Source organism: Pseudomonas sp. MPFS (genome assembly GCF_022537035.1).
Lineage (GTDB): Bacteria > Pseudomonadota > Gammaproteobacteria > Pseudomonadales > Pseudomonadaceae > Aquipseudomonas > Aquipseudomonas sessilinigenes.
In genome coordinates this window covers 2084579-2104755 of the sequence record NZ_CP066123.1, presented here as the reverse complement: position 1 = coordinate 2104755, position 20177 = coordinate 2084579, and the positions used below count along the sequence as shown (strand labels likewise).

Sequence of the window (20177 nt, the reverse complement as noted above, 5' to 3'; positions counted from 1 at the left end):
TTTTTTTGCCCGACGATCCTTACCCCTGCCCCCGGAGGAATCCGGCGACCCGGCATGCCGTGGACTCAAGATGCTCTTCGTGGGTATGTCCGGATGCCTTCAGGGGCTTTAGGTCATGATCCGCCGCCGACAACCAGCACAGCTCGATGCTTGGCGCCAACGCGTAGCCCTCCACGGCCTGGCGATTGCCCAGGGCATCGCGCTCCCCCTGCACGATCAGCGTTGGCGTGGCCAGGCTCGCCAGATGCGCCACCCGCGGCTTCTCGGGCTTGCCAGCGGCATAGAAGGGATACCCCAGGCAGACCAGGGCATCGGCCTGTAGCTCATCGGCCAGCAAACTGGCCATGCGCCCGCCCATGGACTTGCCGCCCACCGCCAGCACCCCAGTGGCATAAGGTCGCACTTGGGCATACACCTCGCGCCAGCACTCCAGGAGCCTGGGCGCCGGGTTCGGAGGGCGCTTGCCACCGTCCAGGCGACGCTGGGCCATGTAGGGGAACTCGAAGCGCAAGACGTTCACCCCATGCCGGGCAAGGCGTTCAGCGATCTGTTCCATGAACCCGCTGTCCATCGGTGCGCCGGCACCGTGGGCCAGGATCAAGGTCGGCGACTTGCCCGGAGTCGCACTCGCCGCGACATCCCACAACCAGCCCCGCTCCCGCACGCACTGCCCCCATTGATCCCCGTCAATACTGGCCTTGTGCTCATTGCTCATGCTTGCCTCGCTTTTAGTCTGCCTATAACTCCAGACGAAGTGGACGCATACCGCCTCGCGCAGTCGCTTTCACTTCAGCTGAACCGTGGATGGGGAACCATGAACACTTCTATCAGTACCGCCTACAACTACAAGGTGGTCCGCCAATTCGCCATTATGACGGTGGTGTGGGGCATCGTCGGCATGGGGCTCGGGGTTTTTCTCGCAGCCCAGTTGGTGTGGCCCGAACTTAACTTCGATCTACCGTGGACCAGCTTCGGTCGCCTGCGGCCCTTGCACACCAACGCGGTGATTTTCGCTTTCGGTGGCTGTGCACTGTTCGCCAGCTCGTTCTATTCGGTACAACGTACCTGCCAGACCACCCTGTTCGCGCCGAAGATCGCCGCGTTCTGCTTCTGGGGCTGGCAACTGGTGATCCTGTTGGCGGCTATCAGCCTGCCACTGGGCTACACCAGCTCCAAGGAATACGCCGAACTGGAATGGCCGATCGATATCCTGATCACCATTGTCTGGGTCGCGTATGCCATCGTGTTCTTCGGCACCCTGGCCCAGCGTAAAACCAAGCATATCTATGTCGGCAACTGGTTCTTCGGTAGCTTCATCATCACCGTGGCCATCCTGCATATCGTCAACAACCTGGAGCTGCCTGTCAGCCTGACCAAGTCCTACTCGCTGTATGCCGGTGCGACCGACGCCATGGTGCAATGGTGGTACGGCCACAACGCCGTGGGCTTCTTCCTGACGGCAGGCTTCCTGGGGATGATGTACTACTTCGTGCCCAAGCAGGCCGAGCGCCCGGTGTACTCCTATCGCCTGTCCATCGTGCACTTCTGGGCACTGATCACCCTGTACATCTGGGCCGGCCCGCACCACCTGCACTACACCGCACTGCCGGACTGGGCCCAGTCCCTGGGCATGGTCATGTCGCTGATCCTCCTGGCTCCGAGCTGGGGCGGCATGATCAACGGCATGATGACCCTCTCGGGGGCCTGGCATAAGCTGCGCAGCGACCCAATCCTGCGGTTCCTGGTGGTATCCCTGGCGTTCTACGGCATGTCGACCTTCGAAGGCCCGATGATGGCCATCAAGACCGTCAACGCCCTCTCCCACTACACCGACTGGACCATCGGCCACGTACACGCCGGCGCCCTGGGCTGGGTAGCGATGATCTCCATCGGCGCCCTGTACCACCTGATCCCGAAAGTCTTCGGCCGCGAGCAGATGTACAGCATCGGCCTGATCAACACCCACTTCTGGCTGGCCACCATCGGCACCGTGCTCTACATCGCCTCGATGTGGGTCAACGGTATCGCCCAGGGCCTGATGTGGCGTGCGGTCAACGAAGACGGCACCCTCACCTACTCCTTCGTCGAAACCCTGGTGGCCAGCCACCCAGGCTTCATCGTACGACTGGTCGGTGGTGCGATCTTCCTCAGCGGCATGCTCCTGATGGCCTACAACACCTGGCGCACCGTGCGTGCCGCGGTGCCAGCCGAAGTCAACGCTGCAGCGCAGATGGCCTGAGGAGTCCGCCATGAAACACGAAACGATTGAGAAAAACGTCGGCCTGCTCATGCTGCTGATGATCTTCGCGGTGAGCATCGGCGGTCTGACCCAGATCGTCCCGCTGTTCTTCCAGGACGTCACCAACAAGCCGGTGGAAGGCATGAAGCCCTATACCGCGCTGCAACTCGAAGGTCGCGACATCTACATTCGCGAAGGCTGCGTACAGTGCCATTCGCAGATGGTCCGCCCCTTCCGCGCCGAGACCGAGCGCTACGGCCACTATTCGGTAGCCGGTGAGAGCGTCTGGGACCACCCATTCCTGTGGGGTTCCAAGCGTACCGGTCCGGACCTGGCCCGTGTCGGCGGCCGCTACTCCGATGACTGGCACCGTGCGCACCTGTACAACCCGCGCAACGTCGTGCCTGAGTCGAAGATGCCGGCCTACCCGTGGCTGGTGACCGCTCCGGTGGACAGCAGCCATACCGAAACCAAGCTCAAGGTCATGCGCACCCTGGGCGTGCCTTACACCGACGAAGACATCGCCGGCGCCACCGCCTCGCTCAAGGGCAAGACTGAAATCGACGCCCTGGTGGCCTACCTGCAAGTGCTTGGCACTTCGATCAAGAGCAAGAGGTGAGCCATGGGTTTTGAACTCGATAGCGGCATGATCCGCGGGCTCGGGACCCTGGTGGTGATGATCGCCTTTGTCGGCCTGTCGATCTGGGTCTTCAACGCCAAACGCAACCCCGAGTTTGCCCAGGCACGCTTGCTGCCCTTCGCCGACGATCCGGCACCGGGCACGGCGCACGCCGGTCAACCATCAGATGACGCTCAACCTCAAGAGCCTGTAACAAGGAGCATTCGGCCATGACCACCTTCTGGAGTACGTGGATCTGCGTACTGACCATCGGCAGCCTGATCGGCCTGACCTGGCTGCTGGTCGGCACCCGCAAGGGTGAAACCAAGGGCAGCGTGGACCAGACCATGGGGCACGCGTTCGATGGCATCGAGGAGTATGACAACCCCCTGCCGCAATGGTGGTTCCTGCTGTTCGCCGGCACCCTGGTATTTTCCGTGGGCTACCTGATCCTCTACCCGGGCCTGGGCAACTGGAAAGGCGTCCTGCCGGGCTATGAGGACGGCTGGACCCAGAACAAGGAATGGGAAAAGGAAATGGCCAAGGCGGACGTTAAGTTTGGTCCGATCTTCGCCAAATTCGCTGCCATGCCCGTTGAAGAAGTGGCCAAGGACCCACAAGCGCTGAAAATGGGCGGACGCCTGTTTGCCTCCAACTGCTCGGTCTGCCACGGCTCCGACGCCAAGGGTGCCTTCGGCTTCCCCAACCTGGCTGACGACAACTGGCGCTGGGGCGGCGATGCCGACACCATCAAGGCCACCATCATGGGCGGCCGCATGGCCGCCATGCCGGCTTGGGGTGAAGTGCTCAAGGAAGACGGGGTGAAGAACGTCGCTGCCTATGTACGTCATGAACTGGCCGGCCTGCCGCTGCCAGCCGATAACGACGCCGACCTGGTAGCCGGCCAACAAGCCTTCAGCACCACCTGCGTGGCTTGCCACGGTGCGAATGGCAAGGGCACCGCCATCATGGGCGCGCCTGACCTGACCCAACCAGCCGGCTTCATCTACGGCACCAGCCTGGCCCAGTTGCAACAGACCATCCGCCACGGTCGCCAGGGTCACATGCCTGCGCAGAGCGAACTGCTCGGCAATGACAAGGTGCAACTGCTGGCAGCCTACGTCTACAGCCTGTCCCACAACAGCAGCAACAAGCCTCAAGCTGCAAGCGACAAGTAAAAGATCAACGGCAAGCTGCGAGTCTTCACTTGCAGCTTGCCGCTTCAAACTTCCTCTCTGCTTCTTTGCGACCAAGTGTCGCACCCTCCTCCCCCGCCACGTTTGCACCGATCCGAATCAGGTCTAGGCTTATTCGCAAATAGGCTGGCACAGATCGCTCGCTGACCGATCCATTCGTGACATTCGAAAGCTTTTGTCCGATGACAGGCCGTAAGGGCTGGTTTATACCGGCTGTCGACTCGATGACCACCTGTCAGTTGATCAATGGGCTTCAACACACTCGGTTACAAGTAACTCGATAGCTCGAGTTTTTTACCCGCTGCGACATTTTGTCCGAGGGCATTTTTTGTCCCTACTCGGCATAGGGAAAGGCCGCAGAATCAGGCATGGAACGCATTGACGCAGGTCATGGCGCGTTGCAATGACCCCCTGCTTTCTCCATACTTGCGACCGATTTTTATCCCTAATAAAACACCCAAACCGTGGAACCTTAGAATGAGCACAGCAATCAGTCCGACTGCTTATAACTATAAGGTAGTCCGCCAGTTCGCCATCATGACGGTGGTCTGGGGGATCCTTGGCATGGGGCTCGGTGTCTTCATCGCCTCGCAACTGGTATGGCCGGAGTTGAACTTCGGCCTGCCGTGGACGACGTTTGGACGCCTGCGCCCGCTGCACACCAACCTGGTGATCTTCGCCTTCGGTGGATGTGCATTGTTTGCCACCTCTTACTATGTCGTGCAGCGAACCTGCCAGACGCGACTGATTTCCGACAGCCTTGCGGCCTTCACCTTCTGGGGATGGCAAGCGGTGATCGTCGGTGCCATCGTGACCCTGCCCCTGGGTTACACCACCACCAAGGAATACGCCGAACTGGAATGGCCCCTGGCTATCCTGCTGGCGATCGTGTGGGTCACCTACGGCCTGGTGTTCTTCGGCACCATCACCAAGCGCAAGACCAAGCACATCTACGTGGGCAACTGGTTCTACGGTGCCTTCATCGTGGTGACCGCGATGCTGCACATCGTCAACCACGCCTCCCTGCCGGTCAGCTTCTTCAAGTCCTACTCGGCCTACGCCGGTGCGACCGACGCGATGATCCAGTGGTGGTACGGCCACAACGCCGTGGGCTTCTTCCTGACCACCGGCTTCCTGGGGATGATGTACTACTTCGTACCCAAGCAGGCCGAGCGCCCGATCTACTCCTATCGCCTGTCCATCGTGCACTTCTGGGCGCTGATCACCCTGTACATCTGGGCCGGTCCGCACCACCTGCACTACACCGCGCTGCCGGACTGGGCCCAATCCCTGGGCATGGCCATGTCGATCATCCTGCTGGCTCCGAGCTGGGGCGGCATGATCAACGGCATGATGACCCTCTCGGGCGCCTGGCATAAGCTGCGCACCGACCCGATCCTGCGGTTCCTGGTGGTATCCCTGGCGTTCTACGGCATGTCGACCTTCGAAGGCCCGATGATGGCCATCAAGACCGTCAACTCGCTGTCCCACTACACCGACTGGACCATCGGCCACGTACACGCCGGCGCCCTGGGCTGGGTAGCGATGATTTCGATCGGCGCCCTGTACCACCTGATCCCGAAAGTCTTCGGTCGTCAGCAGATGCACAGCATCGGCCTGATCAATACCCACTTCTGGCTGGCTACCATCGGTACCGTGCTCTACATCGCCTCGATGTGGGTCAACGGCATCACCCAGGGCCTGATGTGGCGTGCAATCAACGATGACGGCACCCTCACCTACTCCTTCGTCGAAGCGCTGCAAGCCAGCCACCCGGGCTTCATCGTTCGCGCCCTGGGCGGCGCGTTCTTCGCCGGCGGCATGCTGATCATGGCGTACAACGTGTTCCGCACCGTTCGCGCCTCTAACCCGGCTGAAGCTGAAGCCGCTGCTCAGATCGCTGTAGTTGGAGCTCACTGATGAAGCATGAAGTAGTCGAGAAGAACATTGGCCTACTGGCCTTCTTCATGGTCATCGCCGTCAGTATCGGCGGCCTGACCCAGATCGTCCCGCTGTTCTTCCAGGACGTCACCAACAAGCCGGTGGAAGGCATGAAGCCACGCACCGCGCTGGAACTGGAAGGTCGTGATGTGTACATCGCCAACGGCTGTGTCGGCTGCCACTCGCAGATGATCCGTCCGTTCCGTGCCGAAACCGAACGTTATGGCCACTATTCGGTCGCTGGTGAAAGCGTCTGGGATCACCCATTCCTGTGGGGTTCCAAGCGCACCGGCCCTGACCTGGCCCGCGTCGGCGGCCGCTACTCCGATGACTGGCAACGCGCGCACTTGTACAACCCGCGCAACGTTGTCCCCGAGTCGAAAATGCCGGCCTATCCGTTCCTCGTAGAAAACAAGCTCGACGGCAAAGACACCGCGAAAAAAATGGAAGTCCTGCGCACGCTCGGCGTTCCCTACACCGATGAAGACATCGCCGGTGCCAAGGATGCTGTGAAGGGCAAGACCGAAATGGACGCGCTGGTGGCCTATCTGCAAGGCCTGGGCACCATCATCAAAAGCAAACGGTGATCTAGATGGATATCGGGATGATTCGTGGCCTGGGCACCCTCGTCGTGATGGTGGCCTTCGTCGGCCTGGCACTGTGGGTATTCAGTCCCAAGCGCAAGTCCGAGTTTGAAGACGCGACCTTGCTGCCGTTCGCGGATGATCCCGACGCCATCAAGCACGTCGAGCAAGCTTCTAGGAGTAACAAAGAATGACTACGTTCTGGAGTCTGTACGTCACAGTCCTCAGTCTGGGTACCATCTTCGCCTTGACCTGGCTGCTGCTGTCGACCCGCAAGGGCCAGCGCGCCGAGCAGACCGACGAGACGGTCGGCCACTCCTTCGACGGGATCGAGGAGTACGACAACCCACTGCCCAAATGGTGGTTCATGCTGTTCGTCGGCACCATCGTCTTCGCCCTGGGTTACCTGGTGCTGTACCCGGGCCTGGGCAACTGGAAAGGCGTCCTGCCGGGCTACAACTATCTCGATAACGAGAAGCAGACAGCATTCGCCAACGGCCAGTCCGGCTGGACCGGCGTGCACGAGTGGGAAAAGGAAATGGCCCGCTCCGACGCCAAGTTCGGCCCGATCTTCGCCAAGTACGCTGCAATGCCGATCGAGGAAGTCGCCAAGGATCCGCAAGCCCTGAAAATGGGTGGCCGCCTGTTCGCGTCCAACTGCTCGGTCTGCCACGGCTCCGACGCCAAGGGCGCCTATGGCTTCCCTAACCTGACCGACGCCGACTGGCGCTGGGGCGGCGAGCCGGAAACCATCAAGGCCACCATCATGGGCGGTCGTCACGCCGTGATGCCGGCCTGGGTGGATGTGATCAAGGAACAAGGCGTCAGCGACGTTGCCGCCTATGTCCTGACCAACCTCGATGGTCGCAAGCTGCCGGAAGGCATCAAGGCCGACCCGGCCAATGGCCAGAAGCTGTTCGCCGCCAACTGCGCGGTCTGCCACGGTCCGGAAGGCAAGGGCACCCCAGCCATGGGCGCGCCTAACCTGACTCACCCCGCAGCGTTCATCTACGGCTCGAGCTTTGCGCAGCTGCAGCAGACCATTCGCCACGGTCGCCAGGGCGTGATGCCTGCCCAGGAACAACTGCAAGGCAATGACAAGGTTCACCTGCTGGCCGCTTATGTCTACAGCCTGTCCCACGGTGCCAAGCAAGCTGACGCCGAATAAGCGCCAAGCTTGAAGGCAACACCCGACGGCCCCGCCAATGCACATTGGCGGGGCCGTTTTTATTCAAGCGCTGCCCTTATCCGACATCGACCTGGACAATCGTCCGAACCAACAATTGCCCCGCGCCATTGGCTGCTCCGTGCAAGATTCGAAAGGCACCGGGAACAAAACAGTCCATACTCCACAAGTCAATTGATTCAGGTCACTACACCATCGATTGATTTCCCCCAACGCGACCAAAGGTCGCACCATTGCAACGGAGCTAGAGGCGTATCATTGCGCCACTGCAACACCCTTCTGACCCCGGTCGGCACGTACTGACCGAGGCGTTTTTCCACTGCCGTGGGATGCAATGATGAGCAATCAGATTCCTGTACACGATGTAACCCCTCCTGCCAAAAACGCCAGCAAAAGCGTCGACCTCTACGCCTCCAGGGAAAAAATCTACACCCGCGCCTTCACCGGCCTGTTCCGCAACTTGCGGATGGTGGGCGGAGCCGGCCTGTTCCTGCTGTATTTCGGCACCGTCTGGCTCAACTGGGGAGGCCACCAGGCCGTCTGGTGGAACCTGCCAGAACGCAAGTTCTTCATCTTCGGCGCCACCTTCTGGCCCCAGGATTTCATCCTGCTATCGGGCATGCTGATCATCGCGGCCTTCGGCCTGTTCTTCATCACCGTCTACGCCGGGCGTGTCTGGTGCGGCTACACCTGTCCGCAGAGCGTCTGGACCTGGATCTTCATGTGGTGCGAAAAGGTCACCGAAGGTGACCGCAACCAGCGCATCAAGCTGGACAAGGCGCCGATGAGCGCCAACAAGTTCCTGCGCAAGTTCAGCAAGCACAGCCTCTGGTTGCTGATCGGCTTCGTCACCGGCATGACCTTCGTCGGCTACTTCTCGCCGATCCGCGAACTGGTCATCGACTTCTTCACCGGCCAGGCCGATGGCTGGTCATATTTCTGGGTCGGCTTCTTCACCCTGGCCACCTACGGCAACGCCGGCTGGCTGCGTGAGCAGGTGTGCATCTACATGTGCCCCTACGCCCGCTTCCAGAGCGTGATGTTCGACAAGGACACCCTGATCGTGTCCTACGACCCACGCCGTGGCGAAGGCCGCGGCCCACGCAAGAAAGGCGCCGACTACAAGGCCCAGGGTCTGGGCGACTGCATCGACTGCACCATGTGCGTCCAGGTCTGCCCGACCGGTATCGATATCCGCGACGGCCTGCAGATCGAGTGCATCGGCTGCGCGGCCTGCATCGACGCCTGCGACAGCATCATGGACAAGATGGACTACCCTCGCGGGCTCATCAGCTACACCACCGAACACAACCTTTCGGGGCAGAAAACCCATAAACTGCGTCCGCGCCTGATCGGCTACGCCCTGGTGCTGCTGGCCATGATCAGCCTGCTGGTCACCGCGTTCTTCATGCGCTCCCTGGTGGGCTTCGACGTCAGCAAGGACCGAGTCCTTTACCGCGAGAACGCCGAAGGCCGGATCGAGAACGTCTACAGCCTGAAGATCATGAACAAGGACCAGCGCGACCATACCTATGTACTGGACGCCACCGGCCTGCCGGACCTGAAGCTGCAGAGCAAGCGCGAAATCCACGTGGTGGCTGGCGACATCGTCAGCATGCCAGCGGAGCTGTCGATCGCTCCGGACCAACTGCCATCGACCACCAACGAGGTGAAATTCATCCTCAAGGACATCGACGATGACAGCGTCCAGATCGAAGCCAAGAGCCGATTCATCGGCCCACAAATTCGTTAAGAGAAATGACCATGCCTACAGCCGTTGCCACAAACCCCTGGTACAAGCACCTCTGGCCCTGGATCATCATCGGCATCCTCGCCTGCTCGGTCACCCTGACCTTGTCCATGGTGACCATTGCCGTGAACAACCCGGACAACCTGGTCAACGACAACTACTACGAGGCCGGCAAAGGCATCAACCGCTCCCTGGATCGCGAACTGCTGGCCCAGACCCTGAAGATGCGCGCCAGCGTGCACCTTGACGAACTGACCGGCGAAGTCGAGCTGCGCCTGAGCGGCAACAGCCAGCCCAAGACTCTCGAGCTGAACCTGATCTCCCCGACCCAGCCGGAAAAAGACCGCAAGATCGTCCTGACCCGTAGCGAGACCGAGCATGGCCGCTACATCGGGCAGGTCAACGACCAGGTCGAAGGTCGGCGCTTCGTCGAGTTGCTGGGCGTCGAAGGCGACAAGACCTGGCGCATGTTCGAAGAAGAACAGGTCAGCCATGACAAGGACCTGCTGCTGGGCGACGAGCCCCTGCAAGGTGCTGAAGACCTGAACTGATCGACACCCGCCATACATCGCCGGCCTGACGCCTCCCTGCCCCCGGGCAGGAGTCGACTGGCCGGCGATGAGTTTTTCCCAGAGCCAAAAGACTGCCGATGACCACGCCACTGCCTTGCTACCACTGCGCCCTGCCGGTTCCTCCCGGCAGCCGGTTCACCGCCGTCGTGCTCGGCGAATCCAGGGAGTTCTGCTGCCCGGGTTGCCAGGCGGTCGCGGAGGCGATAGTCGCCGGCGGCCTGGAGCATTACTACAGCCATCGCAGCGAAGCCTCGGCCAACCCCGAGGCCTTGCCGGTACAACTGGTGGACGAACTGGCGCTGTACGATCGCGCCGACGTGCAACAACCCTTCGTCCGCCATGAGGGCGAACTGGCGCAGACCACCCTGCTCATGGAAGGCATCAGTTGCGCCGCCTGTGGCTGGTTGATCGAGAAGCACCTGCGCAGCCTGCCAGCGGTGGCCGAGGCCCGCCTGAACCTGTCCAATCACCGCCTGCATGTGAGCTGGGCCGACAGCGAGCTGCCACTGAGCCAACTGCTCGCCCAACTGCGGCATATCGGCTACGCCGCCCACCCCTATCAACCGGACAAGGCCTCTGAGCAATTGGCCGGGGAAAATCGCCTGGCCCTGCGCCAACTGGGAGTAGCGGGCCTGCTCTGGTTCCAGGCAATGATGGCAACCATGGCCACCTGGCCGGAATTCAACATCGACCTGAGCCCGGAGCTGCACACCATCCTGCGCTGGGTCGCGCTGTTCCTCACCACGCCCATCGTCTTCTACAGCTGCGCGCCGTTCTTCAAGGGTGCGATGCGTGACCTGCGCACTCGCCACCTGACCATGGACGTCTCGGTCTCCCTGGCCATCGGCGGCGCCTACCTGGCGGGCATCTGGACTTCCATCAGCGGAGTGGGCGAGCTGTACTTCGACGCGGTGGGCATGTTCGCCCTGTTCCTCCTCGCTGGCCGCTACCTGGAACGCCGGGCCCGGGAACGAACCGCAGCGGCCACCGCGCAACTGGTCAATCTGCTACCGGCCTCCTGCTTGCGCCTGGACACGAACGGCCAGAGCGAACGCATCCTGCTCAGCGAATTGCGCCTGGGCGATCGGGTGCTGGTGCATCCCGGTGCGGTCCTGCCGGCAGACGGCAAGATCCTCGACGGCCAGTCGAGCGTCGACGAGTCGCTGCTCACTGGCGAGTACCTGCCACAACCACGCAGCCAGGGCGATACCGTCACCGCCGGCACCCTGAATGTCGAAGGCGCGTTGACCGTCGAAGTCCAGGCGCTGGGCCAGGACACCCGCTTGTCCGCCATCGTGCGCTTGCTGGACCGGGCCCAGGCCGAGAAGCCGCGCCTGGCGGAAATCGCCGATCGCGCGGCACAGTGGTTTCTCCTGCTGTCCTTGATCGCAGCCGCCGCCATTGGCCTGCTGTGGTGGCAACTGGATGCCCCAAGGGCATTCTGGGTCGTCCTGGCGATGCTGGTGGCGACTTGCCCCTGCGCACTCTCCCTGGCGACCCCGACCGCTCTCACCGCCGCCACCGGCACCCTGCACAAGCTTGGCCTGCTATTGACCCGAGGCCATGTGCTCGAAGGCTTGAACCAGATCGATACAGTGATTTTCGACAAGACCGGCACCTTGACCGAGGGACGCCTGGCCTTACGCACCATCCGCCCGCTGGGAGAGCTGTCCAGCGACGCATGCCTGAGCCTGGCCGCGGCCCTGGAGAATCGTTCGGAGCACCCTATTGCCCGGGCTTTCGGCCGCGCACCAGTGGCCGCCGAAGAAGTCACCAGCAGCCCAGGCCTGGGCCTGGAGGGTCTGGTGGAAAACCAGCGCCTGCGCATCGGCCAACCGGCATTCGTCTGTGAGCTCAGCGGCTGCCCGGTTCCGTCGATGCCTGACGAGGCCGGTCAATGGCTACTACTGGGTAACGAACAGGGCGCCCTGGCCTGGCTGGTGCTCGATGACCGGCTGCGTAGCGACGCACCAGCCCTGGTAGCGGCCTGCAAGGCTCGCGGCTGGCACACCCTGCTGCTATCCGGAGACAGCTCGCCGATGGTCGCCAGCGTTGCCGCCCAACTGCAGATCGACGAGGCCCGTGGCGGCCTGCGCCCGGACGACAAACTGCAGGTGCTGCAACAGTTGCACCAGCAGGGACGCAAGGTGCTGATGCTCGGCGACGGGGTCAACGACGTGCCGGTACTGGCCGCCGCCGATATCAGCGTGGCCATGGGTTCGGCCACCGACCTGGCCAAGACCAGCGCCGACGCGGTACTGCTGTCCAACCGCCTCGACGCCCTGGTGCAAGCCTTCAGCCTGGCACGCCGGACGCGCCGGGTAATCATCGAGAACCTGCTGTGGGCCGGGCTGTACAATGGCCTGATGCTGCCATTCGCCGCCCTTGGCTGGATCACTCCGGTCTGGGCCGCGGTCGGCATGTCCATCAGTTCCCTGACCGTGGTGCTCAACGCCCTGCGCCTGACCCGTATGCCGCGGCTGGCCGACAGCGCCGACGCCCCAACAACCCGCCCGCTGCCGGCCTGAGCCGCCGGGCCTGGAGTCCAGATGCCAGCTCTTTACGTGATGATCCCGGCCGCCCTGCTGATCGTGGCCATCGCCATCTACATCTTCTTCTGGGCCGTCGATAGCGGTCAGTACGATGATCTGGACGGTCCAGCCCACAGCATCCTGTTCGATGACCAGGACCCCAGCCATACCGCCGCGGTCGACCAGGCCAAGAACCAGGTCGCGCAAGACGCCGACAGCCTCAAGAAGCCGGAGCCACCTCATGCTTGAACTGGCTCCACTCCTGGTCTCGGCGCTGATTCTTGGGCTCCTGGGCGCAGGGCACTGCCTGGGCATGTGCGGCGGCCTGATGGGCGCCCTGACCCTGGCCATTCCCAAGGAGCAACGCAGCCGCCGCTTTCGCCTGCTGCTGGCCTACAACCTGGGACGCATTGGCAGCTATGCCCTGGCCGGCCTGCTGCTGGGGCTGGCAGGCTGGGCGGTAGCCAATGGCCCGCTGGCACTGTTCATGCGCACACTCGCCGGGCTGCTGCTGATCGCCATGGGCCTGTACCTGGCTGGCTGGTGGAGCGGCCTGACCCGCATCGAGGGCCTGGGCAAGGGGCTATGGCGACACATACAACCAGTGGCCAACCGCCTGCTACCGGTCTCCAGCCTGCCCCGTGCCCTGCTGTTGGGCGCACTCTGGGGTTGGCTACCCTGCGGCCTGGTGTACAGCACCTTGCTATGGTCGGCGAGCCAGGGCAATGCCCTGGACAGCGCCCTGCTGATGCTGGCCTTCGGCCTGGGCACCTGGCCGGTCCTGCTGGCTACCGGCTTGGCGGCGGAGCGGGTCACGGCCCTGTTGCGCCGCCGTAGCGTGCGCCTGGCCGGCGGCCTGCTGGTCATCCTCTTTGGTATCTGGACCCTGCCAGGTCCACACCAGCACTGGTTGATGGGCCACTGAAACCTTCGCGAAGCGCTACCCCAGCCGCCTGGGAACACCCTTGATACAAATCAAGATGGCTTCAGCCCCTACCCCCTAGACTCGCGAGCATTGCCAGCCTATCCGGGGGAATTCCCGCATGCTCGACGCCATTCGTTGGGACACAGATCTGATCCGCCGCTACGACCTGGCGGGCCCACGCTACACCTCGTACCCGACCGCTGTGCAATTCAACAGCCAGGTCGGCGCCTTCGACCTGCTGCACGCCCTGCGCGACAGCCGCAAGGCCCAGCGCCCGCTGTCGCTGTACGTGCACATCCCGTTCTGCGCCAACATCTGCTACTACTGCGCCTGCAACAAGGTCATCACCAAGGACCGCAGCCGTGCCCTGCCCTACCTTCAACGGCTGGAACAGGAGATGCAGTTGATCGCTTGCCACCTGGCCCCCAACCAGCGGGTCGAGCAACTGCACTTCGGCGGCGGCACCCCGACCTTTCTCAATCATGATGAACTGCGCCAGCTGATGGCCTTGCTGCGCAAGCACTTCAACCTGCTTGATGACGACTCCGGCGACTACGGCATCGAGATCGACCCCCGTGAGGCCGATTGGTCGACCATGGGCCTGCTGCGCGAGTTGGGCTTCAACCGAGTCAGCGTCGGCCTGCAAGACCTGGATCCGGCCGTGCAGCGAGCGGTCAACCGCCTGCAGAGCCTGGAGGAAACCCGGGCAGTGATCGAGGCGGCTCGGACCCTGCAGTTCCGCTCCATCAACATCGACCTGATCTATGGCTTGCCCAAGCAGACCCCGGAAAACTTCGCCCGCACCGTGGATGAAGTGATCAGCCTGCAACCCGATCGGCTCTCGGTGTTCAACTATGCCCATCTGCCGGAGCGCTTCATGCCGCAACGCCGGATCAGCAGCACCGAACTGCCGGCACCCGCGGAGAAATTGCAGATGCTGCAACGCAGTATCGAGCAGCTGACCGCTGCCGGTTATCGCTACATCGGCATGGATCATTTCGCCTTGCCCGATGACGAGCTGGCGATTGCCCAGGAAGAGTCGACCCTGCAACGCAACTTCCAGGGCTACACCACTCACGGCCATTGCGACTTGATTGGACTTGGCGTATCGGCCATCAGCCAGATCGGCGATCTGTACTGCCAGAACAGCAGTGACCTGACGCACTATCAAAACGCTTTGGCAGGCGCCCAACTAGCCACTAGTCGCGGCTTGGTCTGTAATGCCGACGATCGTCTGCGCCGTGAAATTATTCAACAACTGATATGCAACTTTAGTCTTAAGTTCGAAGATATCGAACAGGCTTTCAATATCGACTTTCGTGGTTACTTCCATGAACTTTGGCCAGAACTTCAGGGAATGGCCGACGACGGCCTGATCGAACTCGATGCTGAAGCGATCAAGGTTCTGCCAGCAGGACGCTTGCTGGTGCGTTCCGTATGCATGGTTTTCGATGCCTACCTCGGCCAGCAGAATCGCCAGCGTTTTTCCCGGGTGATCTAGGACTTCATGAGCAGCGCGGACGCCTTCATCACCTGCTCGGGAGTCAGGCCCTCCTGCCTCATGGCCTTGACCAGGGAAGCGTTGGCGCTCAGCAGGCCGCCGTTGAGCATCGCCAGGTCCGATTGCAGGCTGCCGATCCGGACCTTGGCCTCCTCGGGGCTCAGGCGCTTGTCGGCCATGACCGCCTGAAGCTCGGCAAGCTTCTCTGAAATTTGTTGTTGCAATTTCCTGATCATCTTGAGGATCTGTTTAACACTTTGCGGCAGGCCACTTTCATCGATATCGCTGTCGCGCCCAGCAACACTGGAGGATTTCTTCAGTCCCGCACCAGACAGCGACACTTTGACGCCCTCCCTGCTTGCAGGCCCGACAACTAACGGAGAATCGCTTAGTTCATCGCCATCATTGGTTTTCGAGGACTCTGAAAAAAGCTGCAAGTTATTGTTGCCATTAGTAATACCGCCAACGGACGACATAACCCCAAATCTCCAAGTTGCTTTTGTTAACAGGCTATCGACCTATTAAAGGATTGCTTTACGACTGATCGTGAACACGGCACGGACTGGCCGGAACATCCCCCCGTGAGTTACCCTTACGGCTTATGTGTGCTTTCCCACAAGGATTCTAGAATGTCCGAGCCAGTTAAACTGCGCGCTCATAACCAGGCCCATTGCAAGGATTGCAGCCTGGCCCCTCTCTGCCTGCCACTTTCCCTGAATTTGGAAGACATGGACGCGCTGGACGAAATCGTCAAACGTGGCCGCCCATTGAAAAAAGGCGAATTCCTGTTCCGTCAGGGTGATGGCTTCGACTCGGTCTATGCCGTCCGCTCGGGCGCCCTGAAGACCTTCAGCCTCAGTGACAGCGGCGAAGAGCAGATCACCGGCTTCCACCTCCCCAGCGAACTGGTGGGGTTGTCCGGCATGGACACCGAGAGCCATCCGGTTTCGGCACAGGCCCTGGAAACTACCTCGGTCTGCGAAATCCCCTTCGAGCGCCTGGATGAGCTGGCATTGCAGTTGCCCCAGCTGCGTCGCCAGTTGATGCGGGTCATGAGCCGCGAAATCCGTGACGATCAACAGATGATGCTGCTGCTGTCGAAGAAGACCGCCGACGAGCGTATCGCCACCTTCCTGGTGAACCTGTCGGCCCGTTTCCGTGCCAGGGGCTTTTCCGCCAACCAGTTCCGCCTGAGCATGTCGCGCAACGAGATTGGCAACTACCTGGGCCTGGCGGTGGAAACCGTGTCCCGGGTATTCACCCGCTTCCAGCAGAACGAGTTGATTGCGGCCGAGGGCAAGGAAGTACACATCCTCGACCCAATCCAGCTCTGTGCCCTGGCCGGCGGCTCGGTGGACGCCTGATCCACGCGCGCAGCGACTGAGCCAAGCGGCTCGGTCGCGGGTATACTGGCGCGGCTTATTTCGCCCGCCAGGACACCTGCAGATGGCCTTCGACTCCTTCGACATCAAATCCCTGATCCGCCCCGTCATCGACTTCCCGAAGCCGGGCGTGATATTCCGCGACATCACCCCCCTGTTCCAGTCTCCACGGGCCCTGCGCCTGGTGGCCGACAGTTTCGCCCAGCGTTATGTCGAGGAAGACTTCAGCCATATCGGCGCCATGGACGCCCGAGGGTTCCTGATCGGTTCGATCATCGCCTACCAGCTGAACAAGCCGCTGATCCTGTTTCGCAAGCAGGGCAAGCTGCCAGCGGATGTATTAGCCGAGGGCTACCAGACCGAATACGGCGAAGCGTTCCTCGAGGTCCATGCCGACAGCCTGTGCGAAGGCGACTCGGTACTGATGTTCGATGACCTGATCGCCACCGGTGGCACCCTGATCGCCGCCGCCAACCTGGTACGGCGCATGGGTGCGAAGATCCATGAAGCTGCAGCCATCATCGATCTGCCGGAACTGGGGGGATCGCAGAAACTGCAAGACATGGGCATCCCGACCTTCTGCCTGACCCAGTTTTCCCTGACCGAGCGCTGATTCGGCCTGCCGTCCCCTCCCCGGGACGGCGCCTCAGCTCATCAGCCGCGCCGCCCCTTGGCTGGCCATGGTGCAATCCGACACATTGGTAGAGCCCACGACAGGCCCGCTGGTGATTCCCAAACCCGGCTAGAGCCCCATCTGCTTGCTGATGATCTCGTTCATCACCTCGCGGGTGCCGCCGCCGATGGACAGGATGCGATTGTCGCGATAGAGGCGCTCAACCAGGCTCTCACGCATGTAGCCCATGCCTCCGAGGATCTGCACCGCGTCATAGGTGATGCGATCGGCGGTATCGGTCGCCAGGTTCTTGGCCATGGAGATTTCCTTGATCACGCTGTTGCCGGCAGCCATCTTGGCCGCCTGGCGATAAGTGAACTCCCGGGACACCTCCACGGCCGTGGCCATTTCCGCCAGCCGATGCTTGATCACCTGGAACTTGGCCACCGGCTTGCCGAACGCCTCGCGTTCGCGTGCCCATTTCAGGCTTTCCTCCAGGGCCAGTTGTGCGGTCATGTTGGCCATCAGCGCCAGGGCCAGGCGTTCGCTCTGGAAGTTGCCCATGATGCAGGCGAACCCCATGTTCTCCACACCGATCAGGTTACCCACCGGCACCCGGCAGTCCTCGAAGAACAGCTCGGCGGTATCAGACGCCCACCAACCCATTTTCTTCAACTGCCGGCCTACGGTGAAACCGGGCGTGCCCTTCTCGATCAGCAACAGGCTGATGCCGCCATAGCCCGGCTCGCCGGTACGCACAGCCACGGTGTAGAAGTCGGCGCGCACGCCACTGGTAATGAACGTCTTGCTGCCGCTGACCCGATAGTAATCACCATCGCGCACTGCGCGGGTCTGCAGGTTGGCCACGTCGGAACCGCCGCCGGGCTCGGTCACCGCCAGGGCGCAAATCTTCTCTCCGGACAGCACCAGGGGCGCGACCCGCTCGCGGACCTGGGGACGCGCCCACTTGACGATGGGCGGCAAGCCGATATCCAGTGACCCCAGGCCCGCCACCAGGCCTCCGGAGCCGCTACGCATCAACTCCTCGCTGGCAGCGACCTTGGCGAACAAGTCGCCTTCGTGGCTGCCTCCCAGGGCTTCCGGGTAGCCGATGCCAAGGATGCCGGCCGCGCCGGCCTTGAGATACAGCTCACGGGGAAAGCTCTCGGCTTCCTCCCATTGCTCGATCTCGGGGAGGATCTCGCGCTCGACGAAACGTCGTACGCTGTCGCGGATCAGTTGGTGGCTGGGATCGAAGTATTCCTGGCAGGCAGACATCGGCAAGCTCCTCTGAAGGGTCGGAGGAACTTACCAAGCGCTTGCTTGGTTTTCAAGAGAGCGCAAGCAACCGCCCGCCGGCGAGCCGGCAGACGGATCGGGTTACAGGGTGATGGGTTTGCGCCCGGCGAAGGAATGGGCCAGGGTGCCGCCGTCCACCAGCTCCAGCTCGCCCCCCAGGGGCACGCCGTGGGCGATACGCGAGGTGATCAGGCCTTTATCGATCAACAGCTGGGCGATGTAGTGGGCGGTGGCTTCGCCTTCCACCGTGGGGTTGGTCGCCAGGATCACTTCGCTAAAGGTGCCCTGCTCTTCGATTCGCGCCAACAACTGAGGGATGCCGATAGCTTCCGGCCCCAAACCGTCCAGGGGCGACAGGTGCCCCTTGAGCACGAAATAGCGACCGCGATAGCCGGTCTGCTCCACCGCGTAGACGTCCATCGGCCCCTCGACCACGCACAGCAGGCTGTCGTCGCGGCGTGGGTCAGCACACTGCGGGCAGAGCTCGTCTTCGGTCAGGGTCCGGCACTGGCGGCAATGCCCCACGCCCTCCATGGCCTGGCTCAGGGCCTGGGCCAGGCGCAGGCCGCCGCTGCGATCACGCTCGAGCAGTTGCAGGGCCATGCGCTGGGCGGTTTTCTGCCCCACCCCGGGCAAGGTGCGCAGGGCATCGATCAGTTGGCGAATCAGGGGGCTGAAGCTCATGGGCAAGGGTCCGACAAAACGACGAGACGCGGTTTATACCCGCGCCTCGGGGTAGCGTCAAATGCTCCCGTCCGTGGCGACCTTGACCACCAGCTTGCCGAAGTTGCGCCCCTCCAGCAGTCCGATGAGGGCCTGTGGCGCCTGCTCCAGGCCTTCGACCACATCCTCCTTGAACTTGACCTTGCCCTCGCGCACCCAGGGCGCCATGGCCTTGATGAATTCCGGCTGGCGATCACCGTAGTCGTCGAACACGATGAACCCCTGGATCCGCACCCGCTTGGTCAGCAGGCTGCGCTGCAACAACGGCAGGCGATCCGGCCCCGCCGGCAATTGCTGGGCGTTGTACTGGGCAATCAGGCCACACAAGGGAATGCGTGCCTTGGCATTGAGCAACGGCAGTACCGCATCGAACACCTTGCCGCCGACGTTCTCGAAATAGATATCCACGCCCTTGAAGCAGGCCTGGGCCAGCTCGTCGGCGAACTCCGGGCTCTTATGATCGATACAGGCGTCGAAGCCCAGCTCCTCCACCACGTAGCGGCATTTGTCGGCCCCACCGGCGACTCCCACCACCCGCAACCCCTTGAGCTTGGCCACCTGCCCCACCACCGAACCCACCGCCCCGGATGCCGCGGCCACCACCAGGGTCTCCCCAGCCTTGGGCTGGCCGATGTCCATCAGCCCCATGTAGGCGGTCATGCCGGGCATGCCCAGCACCCCCAAGGCCATGGACGGGCTGGGCAAGCCCGCCGGCACTGGCACCAGGTTGCGCCCATCGCTGATGCAGTGGCTCTGCCAACCGGTGGCGCCCACCACCAGGTCACCTTCCTGGAACTTGGGATTCAGCGAACGCTCGACCCGGCTCACGGCACCACCGGTCATGACTTCGTCGATCTCCACCGGCGCCGCGTAGGATGGCGCATCGCTCATGCGTCCGCGCATATAAGGGTCCAGGGACAGGTACAGGGTCTTGAGCAGCACCTGGCCGTCCGCCAGCTCCGGCAGCGCCACCCGCTCCAGGCGAAAGTTCTCCGGAACCGGCGCGCCCTGGGGGCGCGACACCAGTACCACACGCTGATTGAGGGTCATTGTTTGCGGCATCACAGACACTCCGTTATCGATGAATGGACAAGACTGTATAGGGTGCAGACCGTG

21 protein-coding genes are annotated in these 20177 nt (G+C 62.2%); 16 read left to right on the top strand and 5 right to left on the bottom strand.

From position 1 onward, the window contains the following. Positions 1 to 19 precede the first annotated feature (19 nt). The gene (locus I9018_RS09835) at positions 20 to 715 is read right to left on the bottom strand and encodes an alpha/beta family hydrolase (RefSeq protein ID WP_241109304.1); all 696 of its coding nucleotides are present in this window, start codon (positions 713 to 715) and stop codon (positions 20 to 22) included. A gap of 99 nt (positions 716 to 814) precedes the next feature. On the opposite strand from I9018_RS09835, the gene ccoN (I9018_RS09830) reads away from it, so the two are divergent. From ccoN (I9018_RS09830) to hemN, 14 genes are all read left to right on the top strand, one after another. Next, the gene (ccoN, locus tag I9018_RS09830) at positions 815 to 2239 is read left to right on the top strand and encodes a cytochrome-c oxidase, cbb3-type subunit I (RefSeq protein WP_241109303.1); all 1425 of its coding nucleotides are present in this window, start codon (positions 815 to 817) and stop codon (positions 2237 to 2239) included. 10 nt (positions 2240 to 2249) lie between these two features. Further along, positions 2250 to 2858, top strand: coding sequence for a cytochrome-c oxidase, cbb3-type subunit II (gene ccoO / locus I9018_RS09825; protein WP_068587740.1), 609 nt, complete (start codon positions 2250 to 2252; stop codon positions 2856 to 2858). 3 nt (positions 2859 to 2861) lie between these two features. Continuing rightward, positions 2862 to 3092, top strand: a complete 231-nt coding sequence (locus I9018_RS09820; RefSeq protein WP_068587738.1) for a cbb3-type cytochrome c oxidase subunit 3 — start codon at positions 2862 to 2864, stop codon at positions 3090 to 3092. Beyond that, a complete protein-coding gene (gene ccoP / locus I9018_RS09815) occupies positions 3089 to 4036 on the top strand; it encodes a cytochrome-c oxidase, cbb3-type subunit III (RefSeq protein ID WP_124346255.1) in 948 nt (315 codons plus the stop codon). Before I9018_RS09820 ends, ccoP (I9018_RS09815) begins: the two co-directional genes overlap by 4 nt. Positions 4037 to 4531: 495 nt before the next feature. Next, on the top strand, positions 4532 to 5974 hold the full coding sequence (ccoN, locus tag I9018_RS09810; protein WP_124346254.1) for a cytochrome-c oxidase, cbb3-type subunit I: 1443 nt from the start codon (positions 4532 to 4534) through the stop codon (positions 5972 to 5974). Continuing rightward, positions 5974 to 6582, top strand: a complete 609-nt coding sequence (gene ccoO, locus I9018_RS09805) for a cytochrome-c oxidase, cbb3-type subunit II (protein ID WP_011060240.1) — start codon at positions 5974 to 5976, stop codon at positions 6580 to 6582. The genes ccoN (I9018_RS09810) and ccoO (I9018_RS09805) overlap by 1 nt, the downstream gene beginning before the upstream one ends. A 5-nt stretch (positions 6583 to 6587) precedes the next feature. Then, complete coding sequence (locus tag I9018_RS09800) at positions 6588 to 6773, top strand: CcoQ/FixQ family Cbb3-type cytochrome c oxidase assembly chaperone (protein ID WP_025128824.1); 186 nt, start codon at positions 6588 to 6590, stop codon at positions 6771 to 6773. Continuing rightward, positions 6770 to 7747, top strand: coding sequence for a cytochrome-c oxidase, cbb3-type subunit III (gene ccoP, locus I9018_RS09795; RefSeq protein WP_068588102.1), 978 nt, complete (start codon positions 6770 to 6772; stop codon positions 7745 to 7747). The genes I9018_RS09800 and ccoP (I9018_RS09795) overlap by 4 nt, the downstream gene beginning before the upstream one ends. A gap of 355 nt (positions 7748 to 8102) precedes the next feature. Beyond that, on the top strand, positions 8103 to 9518 hold the full coding sequence (ccoG, locus tag I9018_RS09790; RefSeq protein WP_241109302.1) for a cytochrome c oxidase accessory protein CcoG: 1416 nt from the start codon (positions 8103 to 8105) through the stop codon (positions 9516 to 9518). Between the two features lie 11 nt (positions 9519 to 9529). Further along, positions 9530 to 10066 (top strand): FixH family protein, encoded by a 537-nt coding sequence (locus I9018_RS09785; RefSeq protein ID WP_068588105.1) that lies wholly within the window; start codon positions 9530 to 9532, stop codon positions 10064 to 10066. A gap of 98 nt (positions 10067 to 10164) precedes the next feature. After that, the gene (locus I9018_RS09780; RefSeq protein WP_241109301.1) at positions 10165 to 12615 is read left to right on the top strand and encodes a heavy metal translocating P-type ATPase; all 2451 of its coding nucleotides are present in this window, start codon (positions 10165 to 10167) and stop codon (positions 12613 to 12615) included. A gap of 21 nt (positions 12616 to 12636) precedes the next feature. Beyond that, positions 12637 to 12867, top strand: a complete 231-nt coding sequence (gene ccoS, locus I9018_RS09775; RefSeq protein ID WP_068588092.1) for a cbb3-type cytochrome oxidase assembly protein CcoS — start codon at positions 12637 to 12639, stop codon at positions 12865 to 12867. After that, entirely contained in the window at positions 12860 to 13543 is a 684-nt protein-coding gene (locus tag I9018_RS09770; RefSeq protein WP_241109300.1) for a sulfite exporter TauE/SafE family protein, read from the top strand. Before ccoS ends, I9018_RS09770 begins: the two co-directional genes overlap by 8 nt. A 118-nt stretch (positions 13544 to 13661) precedes the next feature. Continuing rightward, the gene (hemN, locus tag I9018_RS09765) at positions 13662 to 15044 is read left to right on the top strand and encodes an oxygen-independent coproporphyrinogen III oxidase (RefSeq protein ID WP_241109299.1); all 1383 of its coding nucleotides are present in this window, start codon (positions 13662 to 13664) and stop codon (positions 15042 to 15044) included. Here the strand turns inward: hemN and I9018_RS09760 are convergent. Next, entirely contained in the window at positions 15041 to 15520 is a 480-nt protein-coding gene (locus I9018_RS09760) for a hypothetical protein (RefSeq protein WP_241109298.1), read from the bottom strand. The genes hemN and I9018_RS09760 overlap by 4 nt on opposite strands. Before the next feature lie 153 nt (positions 15521 to 15673). Between I9018_RS09760 and fnr the strand changes: the two genes are divergently transcribed. Together fnr and I9018_RS09750 are read left to right on the top strand one after the other, a co-directional pair. After that, positions 15674 to 16408, top strand: a complete 735-nt coding sequence (gene fnr / locus I9018_RS09755; RefSeq protein ID WP_022643317.1) for a fumarate/nitrate reduction transcriptional regulator Fnr — start codon at positions 15674 to 15676, stop codon at positions 16406 to 16408. A gap of 82 nt (positions 16409 to 16490) precedes the next feature. Beyond that, positions 16491 to 17039, top strand: coding sequence for an adenine phosphoribosyltransferase (locus I9018_RS09750; protein ID WP_022643316.1), 549 nt, complete (start codon positions 16491 to 16493; stop codon positions 17037 to 17039). A gap of 129 nt (positions 17040 to 17168) precedes the next feature. Here I9018_RS09750 and I9018_RS09745 read toward each other — a convergent pair whose 3' ends face one another. From I9018_RS09745 to I9018_RS09735, 3 genes are all read right to left on the bottom strand, one after another. After that, complete coding sequence (locus I9018_RS09745) at positions 17169 to 18317, bottom strand: acyl-CoA dehydrogenase family protein (RefSeq protein ID WP_241109297.1); 1149 nt, start codon at positions 18315 to 18317, stop codon at positions 17169 to 17171. 102 nt (positions 18318 to 18419) lie between these two features. Then, positions 18420 to 19022 carry a recombination mediator RecR gene (gene recR, locus I9018_RS09740; protein WP_068577202.1) on the bottom strand — a complete coding sequence of 201 codons (603 nt, stop codon included), beginning with the start codon at positions 19020 to 19022 and terminating at the stop codon, positions 18420 to 18422. 57 nt (positions 19023 to 19079) lie between these two features. Continuing rightward, a complete protein-coding gene (locus I9018_RS09735) occupies positions 19080 to 20123 on the bottom strand; it encodes an NADP-dependent oxidoreductase (protein WP_124346248.1) in 1044 nt (347 codons plus the stop codon). Between the last annotated feature and the right edge of the window lie 54 nt (positions 20124 to 20177).

What these genes read in the sequence shown, in the direction of transcription:
- ccoS (WP_068588092.1), top strand. Translation starts at nt 12,637, where the DNA reads ATGCCAGCTCTTTACGTGATGATCCCGGCCGCCCTGCTGATCGTGGCC.
- I9018_RS09780 (WP_241109301.1), top strand. Translation starts at nt 10,165, where the DNA reads ATGACCACGCCACTGCCTTGCTACCACTGCGCCCTGCCGGTTCCTCCC.
- ccoG (WP_241109302.1), top strand. Translation starts at nt 8,103, where the DNA reads ATGAGCAATCAGATTCCTGTACACGATGTAACCCCTCCTGCCAAAAAC.
- ccoP (WP_068588102.1), top strand. Translation starts at nt 6,770, where the DNA reads ATGACTACGTTCTGGAGTCTGTACGTCACAGTCCTCAGTCTGGGTACC.
- I9018_RS09750 (WP_022643316.1), top strand. Translation starts at nt 16,491, where the DNA reads ATGGCCTTCGACTCCTTCGACATCAAATCCCTGATCCGCCCCGTCATC.
- ccoO (WP_011060240.1), top strand. Translation starts at nt 5,974, where the DNA reads ATGAAGCATGAAGTAGTCGAGAAGAACATTGGCCTACTGGCCTTCTTC.
- fnr (WP_022643317.1), top strand. Translation starts at nt 15,674, where the DNA reads ATGTCCGAGCCAGTTAAACTGCGCGCTCATAACCAGGCCCATTGCAAG.
- ccoP (WP_124346255.1), top strand. Translation starts at nt 3,089, where the DNA reads ATGACCACCTTCTGGAGTACGTGGATCTGCGTACTGACCATCGGCAGC.
- I9018_RS09800 (WP_025128824.1), top strand. Translation starts at nt 6,588, where the DNA reads ATGGATATCGGGATGATTCGTGGCCTGGGCACCCTCGTCGTGATGGTG.
- ccoN (WP_124346254.1), top strand. Translation starts at nt 4,532, where the DNA reads ATGAGCACAGCAATCAGTCCGACTGCTTATAACTATAAGGTAGTCCGC.
- I9018_RS09835 (WP_241109304.1), bottom strand. Translation starts at nt 715, where the DNA reads ATGAGCAATGAGCACAAGGCCAGTATTGACGGGGATCAATGGGGGCAG.
- ccoO (WP_068587740.1), top strand. Translation starts at nt 2,250, where the DNA reads ATGAAACACGAAACGATTGAGAAAAACGTCGGCCTGCTCATGCTGCTG.
- I9018_RS09820 (WP_068587738.1), top strand. Translation starts at nt 2,862, where the DNA reads ATGGGTTTTGAACTCGATAGCGGCATGATCCGCGGGCTCGGGACCCTG.
- I9018_RS09770 (WP_241109300.1), top strand. Translation starts at nt 12,860, where the DNA reads ATGCTTGAACTGGCTCCACTCCTGGTCTCGGCGCTGATTCTTGGGCTC.
- ccoN (WP_241109303.1), top strand. Translation starts at nt 815, where the DNA reads ATGAACACTTCTATCAGTACCGCCTACAACTACAAGGTGGTCCGCCAA.
- I9018_RS09735 (WP_124346248.1), bottom strand. Translation starts at nt 20,123, where the DNA reads ATGCCGCAAACAATGACCCTCAATCAGCGTGTGGTACTGGTGTCGCGC.
- hemN (WP_241109299.1), top strand. Translation starts at nt 13,662, where the DNA reads ATGCTCGACGCCATTCGTTGGGACACAGATCTGATCCGCCGCTACGAC.
- recR (WP_068577202.1), bottom strand. Translation starts at nt 19,022, where the DNA reads ATGAGCTTCAGCCCCCTGATTCGCCAACTGATCGATGCCCTGCGCACC.
- I9018_RS09785 (WP_068588105.1), top strand. Translation starts at nt 9,530, where the DNA reads ATGCCTACAGCCGTTGCCACAAACCCCTGGTACAAGCACCTCTGGCCC.
- I9018_RS09745 (WP_241109297.1), bottom strand. Translation starts at nt 18,317, where the DNA reads ATGTCTGCCTGCCAGGAATACTTCGATCCCAGCCACCAACTGATCCGC.
- I9018_RS09760 (WP_241109298.1), bottom strand. Translation starts at nt 15,520, where the DNA reads ATGTCGTCCGTTGGCGGTATTACTAATGGCAACAATAACTTGCAGCTT.